The organism is Hydrogenophaga sp. UC242_50 (assembly GCF_042697355.1).
GTDB lineage: Bacteria > Pseudomonadota > Gammaproteobacteria > Burkholderiales > Burkholderiaceae_C > Hydrogenophaga.
Map to the genome: position 1 here is coordinate 1350845 of NZ_CP170553.1, position 19847 is coordinate 1370691.

Sequence of the window (19847 nt, forward strand, 5' to 3'; positions counted from 1 at the left end):
GCGCCCAGGTGTCCCCTTTTTCGCCAGGCCGCTGGCGCCCCGTTCCATGGAACTACTCACCGACCCCAATGTCTGGATCGCGTTCGCGATGCTCACCGCGCTCGAAATCGTGCTCGGCATCGACAACATCATCTTCATCTCGATCCTCGTGGGCCGGTTGCCGCCGCACCTGCGCGACAAGGCCCGCCGCCTCGGCCTGGGCTTTGCCATGCTCTCGCGGCTGGCGCTGCTGTTCACCCTGAGCTGGGTCATGGGCCTCACGGCCGACCTGTTCACCGTGGTCGGCCAGGGCATCAGCGGGCGCGACATCGTGCTGCTGCTGGGCGGCCTGTTCCTGCTCTACAAGGCCTCGCACGAAATCTTCGTCGAGGTCGAGGCGCGCGAGCAGCACGGCCCGGCCGCGACCGACAGCGCCGAGCTCAAGGCCGCCGGCAGCAAGCTGTTCTGGGGAATCATCGGCCAGATTGCCATCATCGACATCGTGTTCTCGCTCGACTCGGTCATCACCGCCGTGGGCATGGTCGACCAGATCAGCGTGATGGTGGCCGCCGTGGTCGTGTCGGTCGGCGTGATGCTGGTGGCGGCCCGGCCGATCGGCAATTTCGTGGACGCCCACCCCTCCGTCAAGGTGCTGGCCCTGGCTTTCCTGGTCATGGTTGGCATGGCGCTCACCGCCGAAGCCTTCGACCGCGAAGTGCCCAAGGGCTACATCTACGCCGCCATGGCCTTCTCGCTCGCGGTCGAGGCGCTCAACATCCGCGCCCGCGCCAAGCGGCAGGCCCTGGCCGCGCGCCAGGGCACCTGACCACCACTTCTTTTTCTCTCACTCACCCTTCCATTGCTTTTCTCAAGGACCCCCATGAACCCGCATCTCGACCTCTCTTCCCCCGCCGCCGCCGGCCATGCCGTTGCCGTTGAACGCAACCGCGTGCTGCGCAACACCTACTGGCTGCTCGCGCTCTCCATGATCCCCACCGTGCTGGGCGCCTGGATCGGCGTGACCACCGGCATCACCGCGCCGCTCACCGGCTTCCTCGGCATCGCCGTCTTCCTGGGCGGCGCCTTCGCCTTCATGTACGCGATCGAGAAGACCAAGAACTCCGCCGCCGGCGTGCCCGTGCTGCTGGCCTTCACCTTCTTCATGGGCCTGATGCTCTCGCGCCTGATCGGCTCGGTGCTCGGCCTGGCCAACGGCGCGGGCCTGATCATGACCGCCTTCACCGGCACCGGCGTGATCTTCCTCGGCATCGCCACGCTGTCCACCGTCATCAAGCGCGACCTGGGCAACATGGGCAAGTTCCTGTTCATCGGCATGATCATGCTGCTCGTGGCCGGCATCGCCAACGTGTTCATCCAGTCCGGCGCGCTCATGATCACGCTCTCCGTGCTGGCCATCGGCATCTTCTCGGCCTTCATCCTGTACGACCTCAAGCGCGTGCGCGACGGCGAGGAGACCAACTACATCACCGCCACCCTGGGCGTGTACCTGAGCCTGTTCAACATCTTCCAGAGCCTGCTGGCCCTGCTGGGCATCGCCGGCGGCCGCGAGGAGTGAGGCGGGCGCTGCTGCTGGCGCAGGCCGCGCTGCTGGCAGCCTGCGCCGACGGTTACCCCAGCGAAGACGGCGCGCTCCATCTCAGCCACGACATGAAGCTGGACAAGGCCCTGGGTGCCATGCACCACCTGGGCCACCGGCGCCAGCTCGACCACCACTGGCACTACGAGCTGCTGCCGGGCTGCGTGCTGCAGGCCCAGGCCAGGCGCTTCCTGCGCGACCGCGAACCGGTGCAGGTGGCGCTGCGGCGCTCCGTGGCCGTGGTGGAGAAGGACGCCAACACCGGCAGCCACGCGGTGCGCGTGGCGCCCACCGGCGACGCGCAGGGCGTTCTGGTGCTCGATGGCGTGGATGCGCACGACGCCGCGCAGATGAAGTGGCTGGTGGACTTCCTGCCGCGGCACTGCGCGGCAGGTGCCTGAGCGCTGGCGGTCAGGCGTTGAGGATCACCTCGAAGCCGCCGTAGATCATGCGCTGGCCGTCGAAGGGCATCTTCATGTCCTTCACGCGCGGGTCTTCCATGAACTTCTTCATGCCCTCGTCGCGCTGGGCGCGCGAGGGCCAGGTGATCCAGGAGAAGACCACGGTTTCGTCCGGCTTGCGCTGCACGGCCATGGGGAACGAGGTCAGCTTGCCGTCGGGCACGTCGTCGCCCCAGGTCTCCACAACGTTCAGCGCGCCGAACTCCTTGAAGACCACGGCCGCCAGGCGGGCGTGTTCGAGGTACTCCTTCTGCTTGTTGCTGGGCACGGCGGCCACGAATCCATCGATGTATTTCATGCTGAATCTCCTGGGGTAGGGGACAAGGGAAGGTGGGCGCCCAAACGCCTCACCTTTCTCTACGACGAAGCAGGGTGGCCGGAATCGACAAAGGGTCAAGAAACGTTTCAGGGCGGCTTCGGCTTTTGCATGCGGCGGCAGAAGCGCGTCGAGGCGGCCTTGTCGGGCCCTTCGATCCGGTCCTCCAGCTCATCCAGCACGTCCATCACGCCGGGGTTGGCCCGGTACTTCTTCCTGAGCCGCGCGAGTTCGGCGTCCGTGCCCGTGCAGGTGCGGCACACGCCGCGGTCGATGTCGGCCTGCCGCGCCTTGTCATAGCCCGCTTCACCGCGCCAGTGGTCGCATTCCTCGCGCCGCTCCAGGAACTGGCGCAGGTCGGTGGGATGCTCCACCGCCTGGGCGGGCCACCCACCGCCGAGCAGCAGCAGGGTCAGGACGGAGATGAACGTTGCCCGCAGGGCGGGCCGCGTCACTTCTTCTGTTTGGCGACGGCCCGCCCGTAGTCGACGGACATCTTGTCCATGTAGTCCAGCGCGGCCTTGTGCTGCTCGGCATGGAACTGCATCAGCTTCTCGAACTGGTCCGCCGCCACCTCGAACGGCATGCCCACCCCGCGCATGGAGTCCAGCAGCGCCTTCTGGGATTTCAGCACCATCCACCAGGCTTCGTGGGCCTGCTGGGCGGCCGCCTTGGATTGTTCCCAGAGCGTTTTGGCCATGTCGGCCTGAGCCTTGTCGATCATGTGGGTCTCCTGCTTCGTTGAGGGGGAAGGCGGGCGGCGGCGCGGCCGGGCCCTGACGAAGAATATAGGCAATGCCGTCCGCTGGATACCCTGGCTGCCGTGCAGCCGGTCAGGTCGCGGGCGCCGTCCACAGCGCCCAGATGTCCTGCGACAGCTCGAGATAGCGCTCGCGCGGCCCGGCCGTCTCCGCGCCGAACCAGCGCACGAACTCCTCGTGCAGCACGGTGCGCACCTCCTGGGCGGACTGGCAGTCCCGCAGCCTCGGGATGACCGTGCCCGCTTCCGCGTCGTACTCGTCGGTGTTGAAGTGGTAGTTGATCTCGACGGGGTCGCGGCGAAACATGGCACCCGACACCGCGGCGAAAAGTTCGGGGTGCGCCTGGCGCACGCGCTCGCGCTCGACCTGCGTCTGTTGGATGGCCCGCACCAGTTCAGGGGGAATGTCGTCGGCGTTCGCGTTGCGCAACCATGGTGTGGTCCTTCCCGTTGGATGGAGGTGAAGGCAGTCTATGCGCGCCGGCCCGCAAGCCGATGCACACATGGGGGAGACGCCGCATCGGGCCGGCCCAGGAACTTGCCGCGCGCCTCTTCGCCTACTTGCTCACCGCGGCCTGCTGTGTGAAGGCCAGCGCCACGAAATCCACGAAGGCCCGCACGCGCGCGGCCAGCTGATGGCGCTGCGGGTAGACGGCGTGGATGGAGGCGTCGGGCGTGAAGTATTGCGGCAGCACCTGCACCAGCCGCCCGTTGCGCAGGTAGCGCTCGATGTCCCATTCGGCGCGCATCAGGATGCCGTGGCCGTCCAGCGCCCAGTTGACGGCGATCTCGCCGTCGTTGGTGGTGAGGTTGCCGCGGGTCTTCACCGCCTCGGTGCTCACCGTCTTGCCGCGCCCGCTGGAGAGGCGCCACACGCCATACGCTTCCTCGCCCTGGCGGATGCCGATGCAGTTGTGTCGGGTGAGGTCGTGCGGCACCTTGGGCACGCCGTGTCGGGCAAGGTAGGCGGGCGAGGCGCAGAGCAGGCGCCGGTTGGGCGCGATCTGGCGCGCGATCATGCGCGAATCGGGCGGCGCGCCGAAGCGGATGCAGACGTCGAAGGCGTCGTCGGTGAGCGGCGGCGGGTTCACCGAGAGCTGCAGCTGCACCTCCACCTGCGGGTGCTTGCGCACGAAGCGCGAGATGAGCGGCGCCACGTGGCTGCGGCCAAAGCCCAGCGTGGCGTTGACGCGCAGCAGGCCGGTGGGCGTGGACCGCGAAACGCCGAGCAGCTCCTCCATGTCGTCGATCTCGCCGAGGATGCGGCGCGCGTGCTGCAGATACACCTCTCCCTCGGGCGTGAGGCTCATGCGCCGCGTGGTGCGGTTGAGCAGGGCCACGCCCACGCGCGACTCCATCAGCGCCAGGTGCTTGCTCACCGCCGGGGTGGTGATGCCGAGCTCGCGCGCGGCCGCGCTCAGGCTGCCGGCGCTGGCGAGCACCGAGAAGAAGCCCAGGTCGGCGGGCTGGATGGCGGAACTCATGGCGGTCTCACTGTTGAATCCAGGTTAACGATGGATTCACTTTAGCGGTGTTTCGGAAAACCGTCGAATCCCTACAGTCCACCCATCGACCCACCCCATCAGAGAGACCGTTATGAAGACCTACGCGATCGCGACCATTCCCGGAGACGGCATCGGCAAGGAAGTCGTGCCCGCCGGCCAGCAGGTGCTGGAGGCGCTGGCCGCCACCAGCCACGCCTTCCGTTTCCAGTTCGAGGACTTCGACTGGGGTGGCGACTACTACCGCCAGCACGGCGAGATGATGCCGGCCGATGGCCTGGACGCGCTGCGCGGCAAGGACGCGATCCTGTTCGGCTCGGCGGGCGATCCGCACATCCCCGACCACATCACCCTCTGGGGCCTGCGCCTGAAGATCTGCCAGGGCTTCGACCAGTACGCCAACGTGCGCCCCACGCGCATCCTGCCGGGCATCGACGCACCGCTCAAGCGCTGCAAGGCCGAGGACCTGAACTGGGTGATCGTGCGAGAAAACTCCGAAGGCGAATACGCCGGCGTGGGTGGCCGCGTGCACCAGGGCCATCCGATCGAGGCCGCCACCGACGTGAGCATGATGACCCGCGCGGGGGTGGAGCGCATCATGCGTTTCGCGTTCAAGCTGGCGCAGTCGCGCCCCCGCAAGCAACTGACCGTGATCACCAAGAGCAACGCCCAGCGCCACGCCATGGTGATGTGGGACGAGATCGCGGTGCAGATCGCGAAGGAGTTCCCGGACGTGACCTGGGACAAGGAACTGGTGGACGCCGCCACGGCCCGCATGGTGAACCGCCCCGCCACGCTGGACACCATCGTCGCCACCAACCTGCACGCCGACATCCTGAGCGACCTGGCCGCCGCGCTCGCGGGCAGCCTGGGCATCGCGCCCACCGGCAACATCGACCCCGAGCACCGCTACCCCTCGATGTTCGAGCCCATCCACGGTTCGGCCTTCGACATCATGGGCAAGGGCCTGGCGAACCCGGTCGGCACCTTCTGGAGCTGCGTGATGCTGCTCGAACACCTGGGCGAGTTCGATGCGGCGCAACGCCTCATGCGGGCCATCGAGCAGGTCACGGCCAACCCCGCGCTGCACACCGGCGACCTGGGCGGCAAGGCCACCACCGCGCAGGTCACGCAGGCCGTGTGCGAGCTGCTCACCGCGAGCCTGCAGCGCAAGGCCGCCTGAATTCCTTGATGGTTCCCGGCGCAATCCCGCGCCCACGACCGGACGGTTCGTCCGGCGGTTCACACGCACACCGTGCAACAGGAGACAGACATGCAGAACGCCCGACCCATCCCGCGCCGCCTCGTCCTTCAGGGGGCGGCCCTGGCCGCCGCCATGACGGTCACCGGCGCCATGGCCCAGGCCTGGCCGAACCGGCCCATCACGCTCATCGTGCCGTTCCCGGCCGGGGGCACCACCGACGTGCTGGCCCGCGCGCTGGGCGAGCGGCTGCAGCAGAGCCTGGGGCAGCCGGTGGTGATCGAGAGCAAGCCGGGCGCGGGCGCCACCATCGGCGCGGACTTCGGGGCGAAGGCCAAGCCCGATGGCTACACGCTGCTGGTGGGCGCGGTGCACCACACCATCGCGACCAGCGTCTACAAGAAATTGCCCTACGACTTCCAGAAAGACCTGGCGCCGCTCACCACGATTGCCATGGTGCCCAACGTGCTGGTGGTCAACGCCGCCACGCCGGCGAAGAACGTGAACGAACTCGTGGCCCTGCTCAAGGCCGAGCCGGCCCGGGCGAACTACGGCTCCAACGGCAACGGCACGGCCCAGCACCTGATCGGCACGCAGTTCCAGAACAACACCGGCGCCAGGCTCACGCACATCGCCTACAAGGGCAGCGGCCCGCTGGCGACCGATCTGCTGGGTGGTCAGATCCTGCTGTCATTCGACACCATCACGCCGGTGCTGCCCCACATCAAGGCCGGCAAGCTGCGCCCGCTGGCCGTCACCACCGCCACGCGCTCGCCCGCGCTGCCCGACGTGCCGACGCTGGACGAAGCGGGGCTCAAGGGCTTCAACATCGGCACCTGGTTCGGGGTGCTCGCCCCGGCTGCGCACGCCCAAGGACATCCAGGCGCGCCTGAGCAGCGAGATGGTGAAGATCATCAAGTCGCCCGAGTTCCGCCAGCGCATGGCCGACATCGGCGCCGACCCGATCGGCGACAGCCCGGAGCAGATGGCGCAGACCATCAAGGCCGAAACCGAGAAGTTCGGCAAGCTCGTCAAGGACGCGAACGTGGTGATCGACTGAGCAAAGCGCCTTCGTCCGCCACGCGGATCGACTCCACCGTGCCCGCGTAACGCGCCAGGCCCCGCAGCAGCACCTCCGCCGCTTCGGGGCCGATGTCTTTCAGCATCTCGCGCTCGGCCTTCTTCACCGCCAGGCCGAAGGCCTTGAGCCATTCTCGGCCCGCCTCGGTGAACTTGACCATGCGAGCGCGCTTGTCGGTCGGGTCCGCCTCGCGCTGCACCAGGCCCAGGCCTTCGCACTGGTCGATCAGTTCGGTCATGGCGGCGTTGGTCATGCGGGCGCGGCGCGCCAGCTCGGTGATGCGCGTGCCTTCCAGGTCGAGGTGGCGCGTCAGGTTCACGTGCGAGAGCCGGGTGTCCGCATGGCCGGCGGCGGCCATGAGTTCGAGCACGCGCGACTCGAAGCGCGTGACGGCGTTGCCCAGCACGCGCCCCGCGTTGCCCAGGCGCCAGGCATCGGGCGCGCGGCGCCGGGGTTGAGGGGTTTCGGTTTTCATGCGTACAATGGATTTGCTTAGGTTGCCTAATTAAATCGACGATGGAGACGGGTGTGGCGGAATTCTCGACGCTGGAACAGGCGCAGGCCGAAGGGGGCGAGCTGCGGGTGGACGTGCTGATCGCGGGTGCGGGTCCTTGTGGGCTGATGCTGGCCAACGAACTGGGCTTGCGCAATGTACCGTGCCTGGTGGTGGACCCCAAGGCCACCACGGCCTTCAACCCGCAGGCCAACGCCACGCAGGCGCGCACCATGGAGCACTTCCGCCGCATCGGCATCGCGCGGCAGATCCGCGCGCTGGGCCTGCCCGGCGACCACCCGACCGACATCGCCTACTTCACCCGGTTCGCGCGGCACGAGCTGGCGCGCCTGCGCCTGCCCACCGCCGCGCAGGCCACCGAGCAGATCAAGTCCCTGGCCGGTTCGTGGAGCGCGGCCGAGCTGCCGCACCGCGTGTCGCAGAAGTACGTGGAAGCCGTGCTGCGCGAGCATGCCGAGCAGCGCACCGGCCGGCGCATCGGTTTTGGCTGGCGGCTGCAGTCCTTCGACGACACCGGCGACGAGGTGGTGGCGCAGGTGGCGCCTGCCGCAGGCGGCCCGGCGGTCACGGTGCGGGCGCGTTACCTGGTGGGGGCCGACGGCGCGCGCAGCGCTGTGCGCGGCGCGCTGGGCATCGAGATGGGCGGCGCCACCGGCCTGCAGCGCCAGTTCATGGGCGGCAAGATGTTCGCGATCTACCTGCGTGCGCCGGCGTTCTACGAGCGGTTTCCGCACGACATCGCCTGGATGTACGTCTCGGTGAACCACGAGCGGCGCGTGTTCATGGCCTCGGTGGACGGGCGCGGCGAGTTCGCCTTCCACGCCGCCGTGCACCCGCACGAGACACCGGAGGACTGGACACACGCCGACGCGCGCCGCATCTTCGCCGAGGCCAGCGGCATGGACATCGACTTCGAGGTGCTGTCCACCGGCGTGTGGATCGCGGGCCATTCGCTGGTCGCCGAGCGTTACCAGCGCGGGCGCGTGTTCATCGCCGGCGACGCGGCCCACCTGTTCACGCCCACCGGGGGCCTGGGCTACAACACGGCGGTGGGCGATGCGGTGAACCTGGGCTGGAAGCTCGCGGCGGTGGTGAAGGGGCAGGCGCACGCCTCCCTGCTGGACAGCTATGAGCAGGAGCGCCGCCCCATCGGTCTGCGCAACACGGCCTATGCGCGCGAGTTCGCCGATTCGGTGGGCCTGTTCGAGGTGACGCCCGAGCTGGAGGCCGAGGGCGCCACGGGCGACGCCCTGCGCGCGCAGGCCAGCGAGGTGCTGGGCGCGCACGTGCGGCGCGAGTTCAACATCCCGGGCGTCACATTCGGCGAGCGCGTGGATGCCTCGCCCACCGTGTTCGGCGACCCGGCCCGGGTGCCGCCCGACCAGGCCAACGCCTACCACCCGTCCACCCAGCCGGGCGGGCGCCTGCCGCACCGCTGGCTGGAGGGCGAGCGTTCGCTGTACGACCTGCTGGGCTTCGAGTGGACGGTGCTGGCGCCGGCCCACGCAGGGGCCGAGGCCACGCGCCTGGCCGAGGCGGGCCGCGCGGCGAGGCTGGACGTGGCCGTGCTGCTGCTGAAAGCGGAAGAGGCGGGCGACCTGCTGGACGAAGGCCTGCTGCTGGTGCGGCCCGATCAGGTGATTGCCTGGCGCGGCGCGGACGTGCCCGAGAACGCCGCCGCCCTCTGGGCGCGTGTGGCACGCACCTGAGCCTTGGCAAGCGGTGCCCGACCGGTGGTGGGGCCCGCGTCGCCTGGGCGACTGGCACCGGGTATTCACTATGGGTTCGGGCGATCTCCAGTCGCATAACCGACTCCCTGCTCAGCCATGCGCGGGCAGGCATCGGTTCCCAACAACGACAGGAGACAAGCTTGAAAACACCTATCAGACTTCGTTTGGCGGTTTTGGCGGGCACGGCATGGCTCGCGGCGTGTGGTGGAGGAGGCGGTGGCAACGAGCCCGCGCCGCCTCCGCCGGTGGTTCCGGAAGAGGCCCGCGCTCAGGACAGCAAGGTCTACACACCGGCCGCGCCGGGCGCCACCACCTTTGCCGTCATGGCCGGCGTGGCGGTCGGCACGGACCGATGGGCCGGCGTGCTCAATGGCGCGTCCTACCAGATCGAGGTGCCGGCGACCTGGAACGGCAAGCTGGTGATGTACGCGCACGGTTATGTGGGTGAAGTGCCGTCGCTCAACGTCACGGCGCCCACGATCCGGCGCTACCTGATCGAGAACGGTTACGCCTGGGCCGCGTCGAGCTACTCGAAGAACTCGTACGACGTGCGCGCGGGCGTGGAGGACACCAACGCGCTCGCGCTCGCCTTCAACCAGATTGCGGCGGCCCGAGGCCGCCCGCTGCCGGCGCCCACGAAGCTGTACATCACGGGCCATTCCATGGGCGGGCACGTCACCGGGGCCGCGATCGAAGAAGAGACCTACGCCACGGCGAAGAACAAGGTGCGCTATAACGGCGCCGCGCCCATGTGCGGCGTGATGGGCGATGCCGAGCTCTTCAACCGCTTCGCGGGCATGCAGGTCGCGGCCCAGGCGATCGCGGGCGTGCCGAGTTACCCCACCAACAAGTGGTCGGAGATCCAGGGCCTGGTCACCACCGCCCTGTTCACCACCTACAACAATGCCAACATCGTGCCGAGCAACCCGCTGGGCGTGAGGTACCTGTCGGTGGTGGAGAACCTCACCGGCGGCGATCGCCCGCTGTTCGATCAGGGGGTGGCGTTCGGCCGCAGCTTCCAGTCGGCCTACGGCGTCTTTGGCAGCGATGGCACGGTCAACGGCATCCTGAACAAGAACGTGCTGGACACCAACGCCTACACCTACATGATCGACGGCGACGTGCCGAACTCCACCGCCCTGAACGCCTCGGTGCAGAAGCTGACGGCCGCGCCCGACGCGAACCGGCTTCGCCGCGACGGCCTGCGCTGGATCCCGGCGATCCACGGCGACTTCAAAGTGCCGGTGGTGTCCATCCACACGCTGGGCGATCTGTTCGTGCCTTTCAGCATGCAGCAGATCTACCGGCAACGCGCGGTGGCCAAGGGCAACGGGAATCTGCTGGTGCAGCGTGCGATCCGGGGCGCGAGCCATTGCGATTTCACCGTGGCCGAGCAGGTGCGGGCGTTTTCGGACATGGTGGCCTGGGCCGAGGGCGGGCCGCCGCCAGCCGGTGACGACGTGAGCACCCCGGCCACCGTGGCCGCCCCCACCTACGGCTGCACGTTCACCGACAACACCATCGGGCCGGACGATGCCGGCTCCGCCGCGTCCTTGTTCCGCCCCGCCATCCTGGGCGCGCTGCCCGGCGTCTGCCCGCCCTGAGGGAGGGTGTCCCCAGCTTCGGTGCGGCAACGCAACCGAGGCTGGGGCGCCGGAATCGATGAGCGGTTGAATCCGAGCGCCCGGTGAAGGCATACGCGGGAGGGGTACTCGATAGGATGGAACGTGGGGTCGCGCCTGGTGTGACGCCCCCGTTCGATACCTATAAACGGAGCCCCACATGCAGTCCTCCCCGCCCATGCCCGGCCTTTCGCGCCGCCAATTCAATGGCCTCGTGGCCGGTGCCGCCGTGTTGGGCGCGCCCGCGTTGCGCGCGCAGTCGGGCAACCGCATCGTGCTTGGCCAGTCGGCCGCGTTCACGGGCGCGGCGGCGCAGCTGGGCATCCAGTTCCACGCCGGGGCCAAGCTGTTTTTCGACCAGCTCAACGGCCAGGGCGGCGTGAGCGGCCAGCGCATCGAGATCGTGCAGCTCGACGACGGCTACGAGCCGGACCGCTGCGCCGAAAACACCCAGAAGCTGCTGGCCAGCGAGGTGTTCGCGCTGTTCGGCTACATCGGCACGCCCACCAGCCTGGCCGCGCTGCCGCTGGCGACCAAGGCGCAGACCCCGTTCATCGCGCCCTTCACGGGGGCCATGGGCCTGCGCCAGCCGTTCAACCGGCTCGCCTTCCACCTGCGCGCCTCGTACAACGACGAGACCGCGCTGATCGTGCGCCAGCTCACCAACCTCGGCCTGAACAAGGTGGCGGTGTTCCACCAGAACGACGCCTACGGCAAGGCCGGCCTCGATGGCACGGTGCTCGCGCTGACGGCGCGCAACCTCAAGCCCGTCGGCCACGGCCACGGTGGAGCGCAACTCGGTGGATGTGGCGCAGGCCGTGGCCACCATCAATGCGGCCAAGCCCGACGCGGTGGTGCAGATCAGCGCCTACAAGTCGTGCGCGGCCTACATCCGTGCCGCGCGCGCGGCCGGTTACGGCGGCACCTTCTACAACGTGTCCTTCGTCGGCACGCAGGCCCTGGCCGACGAGCTCGGCAAGGACGGCGCGGGCGTGGTGGTCTCGCAGGTGGTGCCCACGCCGTACAGCGCGTCGCGCCCGATCACGCGCGAGTTCATCGAGGCCATCGGCAAGGGCGGCAACAAGGTGCAGCCCAATTTCTCCAGCATGGAGGGCTTTCTCGCGGCGAAGCTGTTCAGCGAAGGCCTGCGCCGCGCGGGTTCGCGGGTCACGCGCGACAGCTTCATCAACGGCATGGAGGCCATCGGCGAACAATCCTTCGGCGGCTTCCAGGTCTCGCTGGGCCCGAACGACCACGTGGCGTCCAGCTTCGCGGAGCTGTCGATGCTCACCGGCGACGGCAAAGTGCGGACCTGAGGCCTTCTCAGCGGATCGCCGCGTAGCGCTGTTCCATTTCCTGGCGCATGGTCTTGCGCAGCGTGGCCGCCGCGTGCCGGCGGTGCTCGTCGGGCGTGCCGGGTTCGAGCGGCGGCACGGCCTGGGGCTTGCCGTGGTCGTCCACCGCGATCATGGTGAAGAAGCAGCTGTTCACGTGCCGCTGCGCCTGGGTGCGGATGTTCTCCGCGATCACCTTGATGCCGACTTCCATCGACGAGGTGCCGGTGTGGTTCACGGCCGCGAGGAAGGTGAGCAGTTCCCCCACCTGGATCGGCTGGCGGAACATCACCTGGTCCACGCTGAGCGTGACCACGTAGGACGCCGCGTAGCGGCTGGCGCAGGCGAAGGCCACCTGGTCGAGCAGCTTGAGCACGGTGCCGCCGTGCACCTTGCCCGAGAAGTTGGCGGTGTCGGGGGTCATCAGCACCGTCATGCTGAGTTGGTGTCGGGGCAGTTCCATGAATCGGTCCGTGGGTCGGTTGGCGCAAGAGCGGGGCGCAGGCGGGTGATTCTGCAGGCATTAAAGAAGCTGTTTCGAATATCCGGATTTTCAAGCTAACCTCGGGCTCCCCCACCACAGGAGACCATCATCAACACCCGTCTTGTCCCGCTGGCGCTCGCCGCCTTGCTGAGCACCGCCGCCTGGGCCGGCCCTCAAGACCCGTCGCCTTTTGACGGCACGCGTTACGCCCCTCAGAAAGCGCTGTACGACTTCAACTTCGCCAAGCCGCTCGAGGGCAAGGCAGCGTTCGGTTACATCAAGAACCACCTGCGCGCGATCAAGGAATACGGCGACCCGGCGAAATCGCACATCGTGATCGTGGCGCACGGCAACGAGCTGCACGCCTTCTCGCGCCTCAACCGCGCGGCCTACCCCGACATGTACGAGGAGCTCAAGGCGCTGAAGGACGCGGGCGTGACGATCCGCGTGTGCAGCAACGCGGCGCGTTCGCGCGGTTACAAGCCCGACGAGTTCTACGACGTGATCACCGTCGTGCCGGCCGCCGTGATCGACCTGGCCAAGTGGCAGAACGAGGGCTACAGCTACATGTACGCCGAGAGCTTCCCGCGCCTCACGCGCGAGGAGCTCGTGAAGCAGACGATCGAACTGCAGTAAGCCACGGACGGCCGGCTCAGGCCGGGGCGGCGCCCTGCACGGTGGGCGCCGCCTCGGTGAGCGCATCGGCCGCGCGCAGGCCGTCGGCCTCGGTGCGGTAGAGGTGCAGGCGCGGGCCCGCTTCCAGGTGCCCGGCCAGGCGCAGCACGTTCTCCACCGGCAGCTTGATGCCGACCAGGTGCAGTTCGATGCGCTGGTCGTCGAGCTGTTCGCGCAGGCGGCCGAAGGCTTCGGCGCCGGTGGCATCGATCCAGTTGATCGGGTGCGCGATCAGCATCACGTGGCGGGTGTCGGGGTGGGCCGCGATGTGTTCGGACACCGCGCGCTCGAAGCCGTTGGCGGTGGCGAAGTCCAGCGCGGCGTCCATGCGCAGCGCGTACAGGCGCGGCGCCAGCGGCGGCAGTTTCCAGAGGTGGCGGTCGCGCAGGCTGCCGTCGGGGTGCAGGCCCACTTCGATGATGCGCGGGTGCAGCCGCAGGTAGAGAAAGTGCGACAGCGCCATGAGCACGCCCGCCAGCACGCCCCAGTACAGGCGAGGCGCGGCCAGCACCGTCACCGCGAAGGTGATGCCGGCGATCACCGTCTCCACGCGCGAGAGCTTCCACAGCTGGCTGAAGGCGCGCGGCTTGATCAGGCCCATCACCGCCACCAGCACGATGGCGGCCAGCACCGCCAGCGGCACGTGGTGCAACAGCGGGATGAACAGCAGCAGGGTGATCAGCACCACGATCACCGAGAAGATGGTGGCCCAGCCGGTCTTGGCGCCCGCGTACAGGTTGAGCGCCGAGCGCGAGAACGAGGAGCTGGTGGGGAACGCACCGCTCAGGCCCGAGGCCAGCTTGGCCAGGCCCTGGCCGATCAGGTCCTGGTCCTGGTCCCAGCGCTGGCCGCGCTGTCCGTTGTCCACCTTGGCGCTGGACGCGGTTTCCAGAAAGCTCACCAGCGTGATCACCAGCGTGGGCACCACCAGCTGGCCGAGCGTGGCCCAACCCGGCCAGCCGGGCCAGTAGGCGGCGGGCAGGCCCTGCGGCAGCGAGCCGATGACCGCGCCGCCCAGCGCCTCGAAGCCCACGGCGTAGCTGATGGCCGCGCTCGCCACCACCACGGTGAGCACGGTCGGAAAGCCCGGCCGCCAGCGGCGCGCCAGCACCAGCAGCGCGAAGCTGCGCGACACCGAAGGCCAGCGAAGGCCAGTGCACGTGGGGCTGGGTGAACAGCGTGTCCCAGCCCGCGAAACCGAGCAGGGCCGGCAGTTGCGAGGCGATGATGAGCACCGCCGCGGCCTGCGTGAAGGCCATGAGCACGGGGGAGTTCACGAGGTTGAGCAGCCAGCCGAAGCGCGCGAAGCCCAGCGCGATCTGCAGCAGGCCGGTGAGCAGGGCGAGCCACACCGCCAGCGCCACCCATTGCGCGCTGCCAGGTTCGGCCAACCCGCTGAGCGAGGCGCCCACCAGCAGGCAGGTGAGCGCGGTGGGCCCGACCGAGAGGCGAGGCGAGGCACTGAACAGCACCGCGATCAGCGCCGGCAGCAGCGAGGCGTAGATGCCGGTGACCAGCGGCATGCCGGCCAGCGCGGCGTAGGCCACCCCCTGCGGGATCACCATGAGGCCGACCGTGAGGCCGGCCAGGGCCTCGCCGCGCAGGAGGGCGGCGTCGGGGCGCGGCCAGCGGAGGAAGGGGAACAGGCGGTGGAAACGTGACATGCCCCGATCCTACTGAATCGACCGTGGCCTGCCGGCGGGGCCCAGGCGGTTCGTGCGCGCGATCGCTTGATTCGTTCCTGATTCCGCCCAGGCGGACCCACAGCGCCAACCGCGAGGCGAGAGTGGCTCATTCTGTGGGCGTTTCTGTCGCCCCGCACCAAGGATTCGCGCCATGTTGTCAAGCATCTTCCAGCTCTTTCACCATGCCCTCGCACATGCGGAGGCGGATGCCGATCCTGCCGGTGGATGGAAACAGCGCCTGGCGGGCCTGCCCGCGCAACAGGCCGAAGTCCTCGCCGCCAACGACCACCTCCGGGGTTTCCTGGCGGCGGTGATCCGGCACCACGAAGAAGGCCGCATGGCGGAGGGCGCGTGGCCCGAGATCGTCCAGTTCCTGACGGGCAGGCGGGCGGCGCTTCCCCCGTCGGTCGCGCACCTGGGGCCCCAGTGGCCCGGGGCGCGTGACAGCTCGGCGGTCCTGGCCGAACTCTGGCGCTCGGATCGAGGGGGCGCGGATGGGACCCCTGAAGACACCATCGTCCGGTTCCAGGCCGTGTTGGCGCACTTGAAAGAGCAGGCAAGGGGCGAATCGTGGCTGTCCCACGGCTTCAAGGTGGAGTTCCAGGGTCTGTGCCGCGACCCGGTCGTGGGCCCGCTGGACCGCATCGAGGTGGTGGACGTCGCCGAGCTGAAACTCGGCCCCATGGATGGCGAGCAGCTGCGGGGCTGCGTGCAGCGCATCGCCCGGCTCCAGCGCCTGCTGCCCGAGGAGGTGTATCCCTGCATTCACGACGTGCTGATCCGGATTGCCAATGAGGCGAGCTGGCAGCTGGACCTGTTCGGCCCGTCCGAAGAGCGCTTGCTGCCGGCGGCTCAACGCTGCGGCATGTCCTTGGCCGAATAACCCAGGCTCACCGTCGCATCCACCGGGATGGGCGGCACGCTGGCGTCCCAGGCCACCCACTGTTCGCGCATGCGCGCCAGCCGCTCGGGCTCGCGCGCGGCGAGGTTGGCGCGCTCGCGCTCGTCCTTGCCGATGTTGAACAGGTACTCGTGGCGATCCACCTGCAGGTATTTCCAGTCGCCCTCGCGCAGCGCGCGCTGGCCCCGGTGGTTCATGCGCCAGTAGAGCGGGCGCTCGAAGCGCTGCGCGGGGTCGCGCAGCACCTGGAGCAGGCTCACGCCATCCAGGGGCCAGTCCGGGTCGGCCTGGCCGCCGCCGGCTGCGAGCAGGGTGGCCGACCAGTCCATGGTCATGCAGTGCTGGGTGCTCACCGTGCCGGCCGGAATGGCAGCGGGCCAGTGCGCGATCCAGGGCACGCGGATGCCGCCTTCGGTGAGGTCCATCTTGCCGCCCACCAGCGGCCAGTTGTCCGAGAAGCGCTCGCCGCCGTTGTCGCTGGTGAAGACGATCAGGGTGTTCTCTTCCAGCCCTTCTTCGCGCAGCGCGGCCATGAGGCGGCCGATGCCTTCGTCCATGTGGTGGATCATGCGGCGGTAGGTCTGCACGTCGCCGCCGTGCAGGTGGAACAGGTTCTTCGCCACGTCCGAGGCCACGTGCGCGTCGTCGCGCGTCTCCCAGGGCCAGTGCGGCGCGGTGTAGTGCAGGCTGAGCAGGAAGGGCTTGCCGGCCTTGGCGTCGGCCGCGCGCTGGCGCACGTGGTCCACCGCGCGCTGCGACAGCACGTCGGTGAGGTACCCCACCTCGTGGTGCTCCTGCTCGTCGATGTAGAGGTCGTGTTCGCCGCTGGACGAGCAGTGGGTGAAGTAATCCACGCCGCCGGCCATGATGCCGAAAAACTCGTCGTAGCCCGAGCGGCGCGGGCCGAACGAGGGCGGGTAGCCCAGGTGCCATTTGCCGATGAGGGCGGTGTGGTAACCGGCCTTCTTCAGCAGCGACGGCAAGGTGGGCACCTCGGGCGGCAGGCCCAGCGTGGTGCTGCCCTTGCTGCGGCTGTTGATGGGCTCTTCCATCGCGCCGCGCAGCCGGTACTGGTAGCGCATGGTGATGAGCGCGAAGCGCGTGGGCGAGCACACCGGCGAGTTGGCGTAGCCCTGGGTGAATTTCACGCCGCCGGCGGCCAGGCGGTCGATGTGCGGCGAGACGGCGCCGAAGTCGGCCTCGCGCCCGCCGTAGCAGCCGAGGTCGGCGTAGCCGAGGTCGTCGCAGACGATGTAGATGAGGTTGGGGCGTTGCTGCGTTGAGGTCATGGTGTGCTCACTCCACCTTCATGCCGGTGGCTTTGACGATCGGGCCGTAGCGGTTGTACAGCGCGTCCAGGCGCTGGCTGGCCTGCGCGCCGGTCAGGCCTTCGAAGAACAGGTCCAGGTGGGTCATGCGGGCCTGCACGTCGGGCCGCTTGAGCGCGTCCACGATGCCCTTCTGCAGCGTCTGCGCCACCGCGTCGGGGGTGGCGGCGGGCACCATCACGATGTAGAGCACCTCCTGCTCCAGGCTCTTGAGGCCGGCTTCGGCCACCGTGGGCAGCTCGGGCGCCAGGCGGGAGCGCTGGCGGCTGGTGACGGCCAGCGCGGTGATCTTGCCGGTCTGCACGTGCGGCAGCATGCCGGGCGTGGCGAGCACGCCCCCGTCGACCTCGCCCGAGAGCACGGCGGTGACGGCCGGCGTGTTGCCGCGGTAGGGCACGTGGGTGATCTTCGCCCGCGTGGCTTCCTTGATGACCTCCACCGCGAGGTGGCCCGGGCTGCCGCTGCCGGCCGAACTGAAATTCAGCCCCTTGGTCTTGGCGCATCTCGACCATGCCGGCCAGGTTCTTGATGCCGGTGGCCGGGTTCACGCCCACCAGCAGGCCGGAAGAGGCCATCACCACCAGGGGCTTGAGGTCGCCGCGCTTGAACGGCATGTTGCCGTAGAGGTGGGGGTTGACGGTGAAGGTGGTGTCGATGCCGAACAGCACGGTGTAACCGTCGGCCGGCGCGCGCGCCACGTCGGCGGCGCCGATGTTGCCGGCCACGCCGGCCTTGTTCTCCACCACGAAGGGCTGCTTGAGCGTCTCCTGCAGCACGGCGGCGACCGAGCGCGCGAGCAGGTCCGAGGGGCCGCCGGCGGGGAAGTTGTTGACGAAGCGCACCGGCTTGTTCGGGTAGCCGTCCTGGGCGGCAGCGAAGGGAACGGCGGTGGCCGCGAGCAGGGTGAGGGCGAGGCGGAAGGCGGTGATCTTCATGGAGACAGAAAAAAGGAAAAAAGAAACCTAGCCGTTTGAATCGAAACAATGCCCACCAGGGGCACCAAGGGTCCGGCTCCGCCGGCCCGAGATGCCGCCCCCCTCGAAGCGCCGAAGGCGCGCCACGGAGGGGGGAAGCCGCGCAGCGGCGCAGGGGGGTGTTCACGGCTGATACCCGGACTTCTGCACCACAGGGGCCCATTGAGCGCGGTAGGCCGCGAGCATGCGGCGCGTCTGCTCGGGCGTGCTGGCCACCGGGCCCAGGCGCGCGTCGTTGAAGCGGCGCACGGTCTCGGGGTCCTGCATGACCTCGCGGATCGCCTGGCCGAACTGCGCCGCGCGGGCCGCGGGCATGCTGGCGGGGGCGAAGAAGGTGTTCCAGCCGTCGGCGCCGAGGTCCAGCCCGGCTTCCTTGAAGGTGGGGATGGCGGGCGCGAAGGGCGAGCGCTTGGCGCTGGAGACGGCGAGGATGCGGATCTTGCCGGCCTCGTGCTGCGGCAGCAGGGTGTCGAAGGTGTCGAAGGCCACCGGCACCTGGCCGCCCATCAGGTCGGCCAGCAGCGGGCCGGAGCCCCGGTAGCCCACCACCTGGGCCTTCACGCCCGCCTTCTCGCCCACCATGAGGCCGAAGAAGTGCGGCAGGCTGCCAGTGGCCGGCACGCCGAAGTTGGCCTGCTCGGGGTTGGCGCGCAGCCAGGCCAGCAGGTGGTTGAGTTCGCGCACCGGCACACCCGCGCCCACCGCCACCGCGAACTCGTAGCTGCTGGCCTGCGACACCGGCTGGAAATCCTTGTCGGGGTCGTAGCCCGCGTCCTTGAACACCAGCGGCGCGACCAGCATCAGCGCCGGGTTCGGCCAGCAGCAGCACGTTCTGGTGGGCCGGCGTGGCCTTGAGCTGCTGGGCCGCGATGCGCCCACCGCCGCCGGTGCGGTTCTCCACCACCACGGTCAGGCCCAGCTTGGGCCCGAGCTTGTCGGCCACCAGGCGCGCGACGCGGTCGGACGAACCACCCGGCGCGTAAGGCACCACCATGCGCAGGGGGCCTTCGAAGGCCTGGGCCTGGGCCTGGGCCGGCAGGGCGGTGGACGCGGCAAGCGCGGCGGTGAGGGACAACAGCAGCCGTCGGCGGGGGGGCATGGTGGGTCTCCAGAGGGGGAAATTTCCCGAGCAACCCAGCATCCTATGCAGCGACAATCAATTGCAGAAATCAATCATTGCGGGTGTTTTCCCTGATGAGCAACCGAATCACGGCGCCGCAGCGGCAGGCCGACCTGCTGCTGTACCGGCTCTACCGCATCCACATCACCGCCGGGCGGCTGGTGGTGCACATGTGCGAGAGCGAATTCGGCATCACGCGGCGCGAGTGGCGCATCCTGTCCTTCCTGGCCGAGCGCGAGGGCGCGCTCTCGTCCCAGCTGGCCGAACACGCCATGCTCGACCGCGCACGCACCTCGCGCACCCTGAGCACGCTGGTGACCAAGAAACTCGTGGTGCGCCAGCCTCGCCCGTCGGACCGGCGCGAGGTGCACGTTTTCCTGACCGACGAGGGCCGACGGCTGTATGGTGAGATCTACCCGCGCGTGGCGGCGATCAACCGCGAGCTGGTGGCCGACCTCGATGGCCCTCAGCTCGAACAGCTCGACGCCATGGTGGATGCCCTGCAGGCCCAGGCCGGCCGCATGGTGGCGGCCCGGCCCGAGACCCCGACACCGCAGGACGGTGGAGATTGAGGAGGACCCTT

At 69.0% G+C, this 19847-nt stretch carries 17 protein-coding genes and 5 pseudogenes; 11 read left to right on the forward strand and 11 right to left on the reverse strand.

Annotated features, from left to right (window positions below):
- Positions 1 to 46 precede the first annotated feature (46 nt).
- Genes ACFJGX_RS06910 through ACFJGX_RS06920 form a run of 3 tightly spaced genes read left to right on the forward strand, consistent with a single transcriptional unit; the run spans position 47 to position 1977 of the window.
- Entirely contained in the window at positions 47 to 805 is a 759-nt protein-coding gene (locus ACFJGX_RS06910) for a TerC family protein (RefSeq protein ID WP_382153348.1), read from the forward strand.
- A gap of 54 nt (positions 806 to 859) precedes the next feature.
- Positions 860 to 1555, forward strand: coding sequence for a Bax inhibitor-1 family protein (locus ACFJGX_RS06915; protein WP_382328091.1), 696 nt, complete (start codon positions 860 to 862; stop codon positions 1553 to 1555).
- Positions 1552 to 1977 carry a hypothetical protein gene (locus ACFJGX_RS06920; protein ID WP_382322204.1) on the forward strand — a complete coding sequence of 142 codons (426 nt, stop codon included), beginning with the start codon at positions 1552 to 1554 and terminating at the stop codon, positions 1975 to 1977. Before ACFJGX_RS06915 ends, ACFJGX_RS06920 begins: the two co-directional genes overlap by 4 nt.
- A 10-nt stretch (positions 1978 to 1987) precedes the next feature.
- Here the strand turns inward: ACFJGX_RS06920 and ACFJGX_RS06925 are convergent, their stop codons facing one another.
- The 5 genes from ACFJGX_RS06925 to ACFJGX_RS06945 form a co-directional block, all read right to left on the reverse strand.
- The gene (locus tag ACFJGX_RS06925) at positions 1988 to 2335 is read right to left on the reverse strand and encodes a DUF1428 domain-containing protein (protein ID WP_382153358.1); all 348 of its coding nucleotides are present in this window, start codon (positions 2333 to 2335) and stop codon (positions 1988 to 1990) included.
- 107 nt (positions 2336 to 2442) lie between these two features.
- On the reverse strand, positions 2443 to 2808 hold the full coding sequence (locus ACFJGX_RS06930) for a hypothetical protein (protein WP_382322203.1): 366 nt from the start codon (positions 2806 to 2808) through the stop codon (positions 2443 to 2445).
- The gene (locus ACFJGX_RS06935; protein ID WP_291116867.1) at positions 2805 to 3077 is read right to left on the reverse strand and encodes a hypothetical protein; all 273 of its coding nucleotides are present in this window, start codon (positions 3075 to 3077) and stop codon (positions 2805 to 2807) included. Before ACFJGX_RS06935 ends, ACFJGX_RS06930 begins: the two co-directional genes overlap by 4 nt.
- A 109-nt stretch (positions 3078 to 3186) precedes the next feature.
- Positions 3187 to 3543: a hypothetical protein gene (locus tag ACFJGX_RS06940; RefSeq protein WP_382328093.1), complete on the reverse strand. Its 357-nt coding sequence runs from the start codon at positions 3541 to 3543 to the stop codon at positions 3187 to 3189.
- A gap of 127 nt (positions 3544 to 3670) precedes the next feature.
- Positions 3671 to 4597 (reverse strand): LysR substrate-binding domain-containing protein, encoded by a 927-nt coding sequence (locus ACFJGX_RS06945; protein ID WP_382322202.1) that lies wholly within the window; start codon positions 4595 to 4597, stop codon positions 3671 to 3673.
- Between the two features lie 112 nt (positions 4598 to 4709).
- Between ACFJGX_RS06945 and ACFJGX_RS06950 the strand changes: the two genes are divergently transcribed.
- Together ACFJGX_RS06950 and ACFJGX_RS06955 are read left to right on the forward strand one after the other, a co-directional pair.
- On the forward strand, positions 4710 to 5798 hold the full coding sequence (locus ACFJGX_RS06950) for a tartrate dehydrogenase (RefSeq protein WP_382328095.1): 1089 nt from the start codon (positions 4710 to 4712) through the stop codon (positions 5796 to 5798).
- A 90-nt stretch (positions 5799 to 5888) separates the two neighbouring features.
- Positions 5889 to 6876: pseudogene (locus ACFJGX_RS06955) on the forward strand (Bug family tripartite tricarboxylate transporter substrate binding protein).
- Here the strand turns inward: ACFJGX_RS06955 and ACFJGX_RS06960 are convergent.
- Positions 6848 to 7372: a MarR family winged helix-turn-helix transcriptional regulator gene (locus ACFJGX_RS06960; RefSeq protein WP_382322200.1), complete on the reverse strand. Its 525-nt coding sequence runs from the start codon at positions 7370 to 7372 to the stop codon at positions 6848 to 6850. The pseudogene ACFJGX_RS06955 and the gene ACFJGX_RS06960 sit on opposite strands and share 29 nt — an antisense overlap.
- 53 nt (positions 7373 to 7425) lie before the next feature.
- Between ACFJGX_RS06960 and ACFJGX_RS06965 the strand changes: the two genes are divergently transcribed.
- From ACFJGX_RS06965 to ACFJGX_RS06975, 3 genes and pseudogenes are all read left to right on the forward strand, one after another.
- On the forward strand, positions 7426 to 9120 hold the full coding sequence (locus tag ACFJGX_RS06965; RefSeq protein WP_382322199.1) for an FAD-dependent oxidoreductase: 1695 nt from the start codon (positions 7426 to 7428) through the stop codon (positions 9118 to 9120).
- A 173-nt stretch (positions 9121 to 9293) separates the two neighbouring features.
- The gene (locus tag ACFJGX_RS06970) at positions 9294 to 10745 is read left to right on the forward strand and encodes an alpha/beta hydrolase (RefSeq protein ID WP_382325763.1); all 1452 of its coding nucleotides are present in this window, start codon (positions 9294 to 9296) and stop codon (positions 10743 to 10745) included.
- Between the two features lie 196 nt (positions 10746 to 10941).
- A pseudogene (locus ACFJGX_RS06975) lies at positions 10942 to 12079 on the forward strand (ABC transporter substrate-binding protein).
- A 7-nt stretch (positions 12080 to 12086) separates the two neighbouring features.
- Here the strand turns inward: ACFJGX_RS06975 and ACFJGX_RS06980 are convergent.
- Positions 12087 to 12560 carry an acyl-CoA thioesterase gene (locus tag ACFJGX_RS06980; protein ID WP_382153395.1) on the reverse strand — a complete coding sequence of 158 codons (474 nt, stop codon included), beginning with the start codon at positions 12558 to 12560 and terminating at the stop codon, positions 12087 to 12089.
- Between the two features lie 165 nt (positions 12561 to 12725).
- Here ACFJGX_RS06980 and ACFJGX_RS06985 point away from each other — a divergent pair, with 165 nt between their 5' ends.
- Complete coding sequence (locus tag ACFJGX_RS06985) at positions 12726 to 13217, forward strand: DsrE family protein (RefSeq protein ID WP_382322197.1); 492 nt, start codon at positions 12726 to 12728, stop codon at positions 13215 to 13217.
- A 16-nt stretch (positions 13218 to 13233) separates the two neighbouring features.
- Here ACFJGX_RS06985 and ACFJGX_RS06990 read toward each other — a convergent pair.
- Positions 13234 to 14920, reverse strand: a pseudogene (locus ACFJGX_RS06990) (SulP family inorganic anion transporter).
- 172 nt (positions 14921 to 15092) lie between these two features.
- Between ACFJGX_RS06990 and ACFJGX_RS06995 the strand changes: the two are divergent.
- Entirely contained in the window at positions 15093 to 15824 is a 732-nt protein-coding gene (locus ACFJGX_RS06995) for a hypothetical protein (RefSeq protein WP_382322195.1), read from the forward strand.
- On the opposite strand, the gene ACFJGX_RS07000 is transcribed toward ACFJGX_RS06995, so the two are convergent.
- The 3 genes and pseudogenes from ACFJGX_RS07000 to ACFJGX_RS07010 all read right to left on the reverse strand — a co-directional run bounded on the left by ACFJGX_RS07000 (position 15794) and on the right by ACFJGX_RS07010 (position 19243).
- Positions 15794 to 17131 carry a sulfatase gene (locus ACFJGX_RS07000; protein ID WP_382328097.1) on the reverse strand — a complete coding sequence of 446 codons (1338 nt, stop codon included), beginning with the start codon at positions 17129 to 17131 and terminating at the stop codon, positions 15794 to 15796. The two genes, ACFJGX_RS06995 and ACFJGX_RS07000, sit on opposite strands and share 31 nt — an antisense overlap.
- 7 nt (positions 17132 to 17138) lie before the next feature.
- Positions 17139 to 18105, reverse strand: a pseudogene (locus ACFJGX_RS07005) (Bug family tripartite tricarboxylate transporter substrate binding protein).
- Between the two features lie 162 nt (positions 18106 to 18267).
- Positions 18268 to 19243: pseudogene (locus tag ACFJGX_RS07010) on the reverse strand (Bug family tripartite tricarboxylate transporter substrate binding protein).
- Between the two features lie 95 nt (positions 19244 to 19338).
- Between ACFJGX_RS07010 and ACFJGX_RS07015 the strand changes: the two are divergent.
- Positions 19339 to 19836, forward strand: coding sequence for a MarR family winged helix-turn-helix transcriptional regulator (locus tag ACFJGX_RS07015; protein ID WP_382322191.1), 498 nt, complete (start codon positions 19339 to 19341; stop codon positions 19834 to 19836).
- Positions 19837 to 19847: the final 11 nt, after the last annotated feature.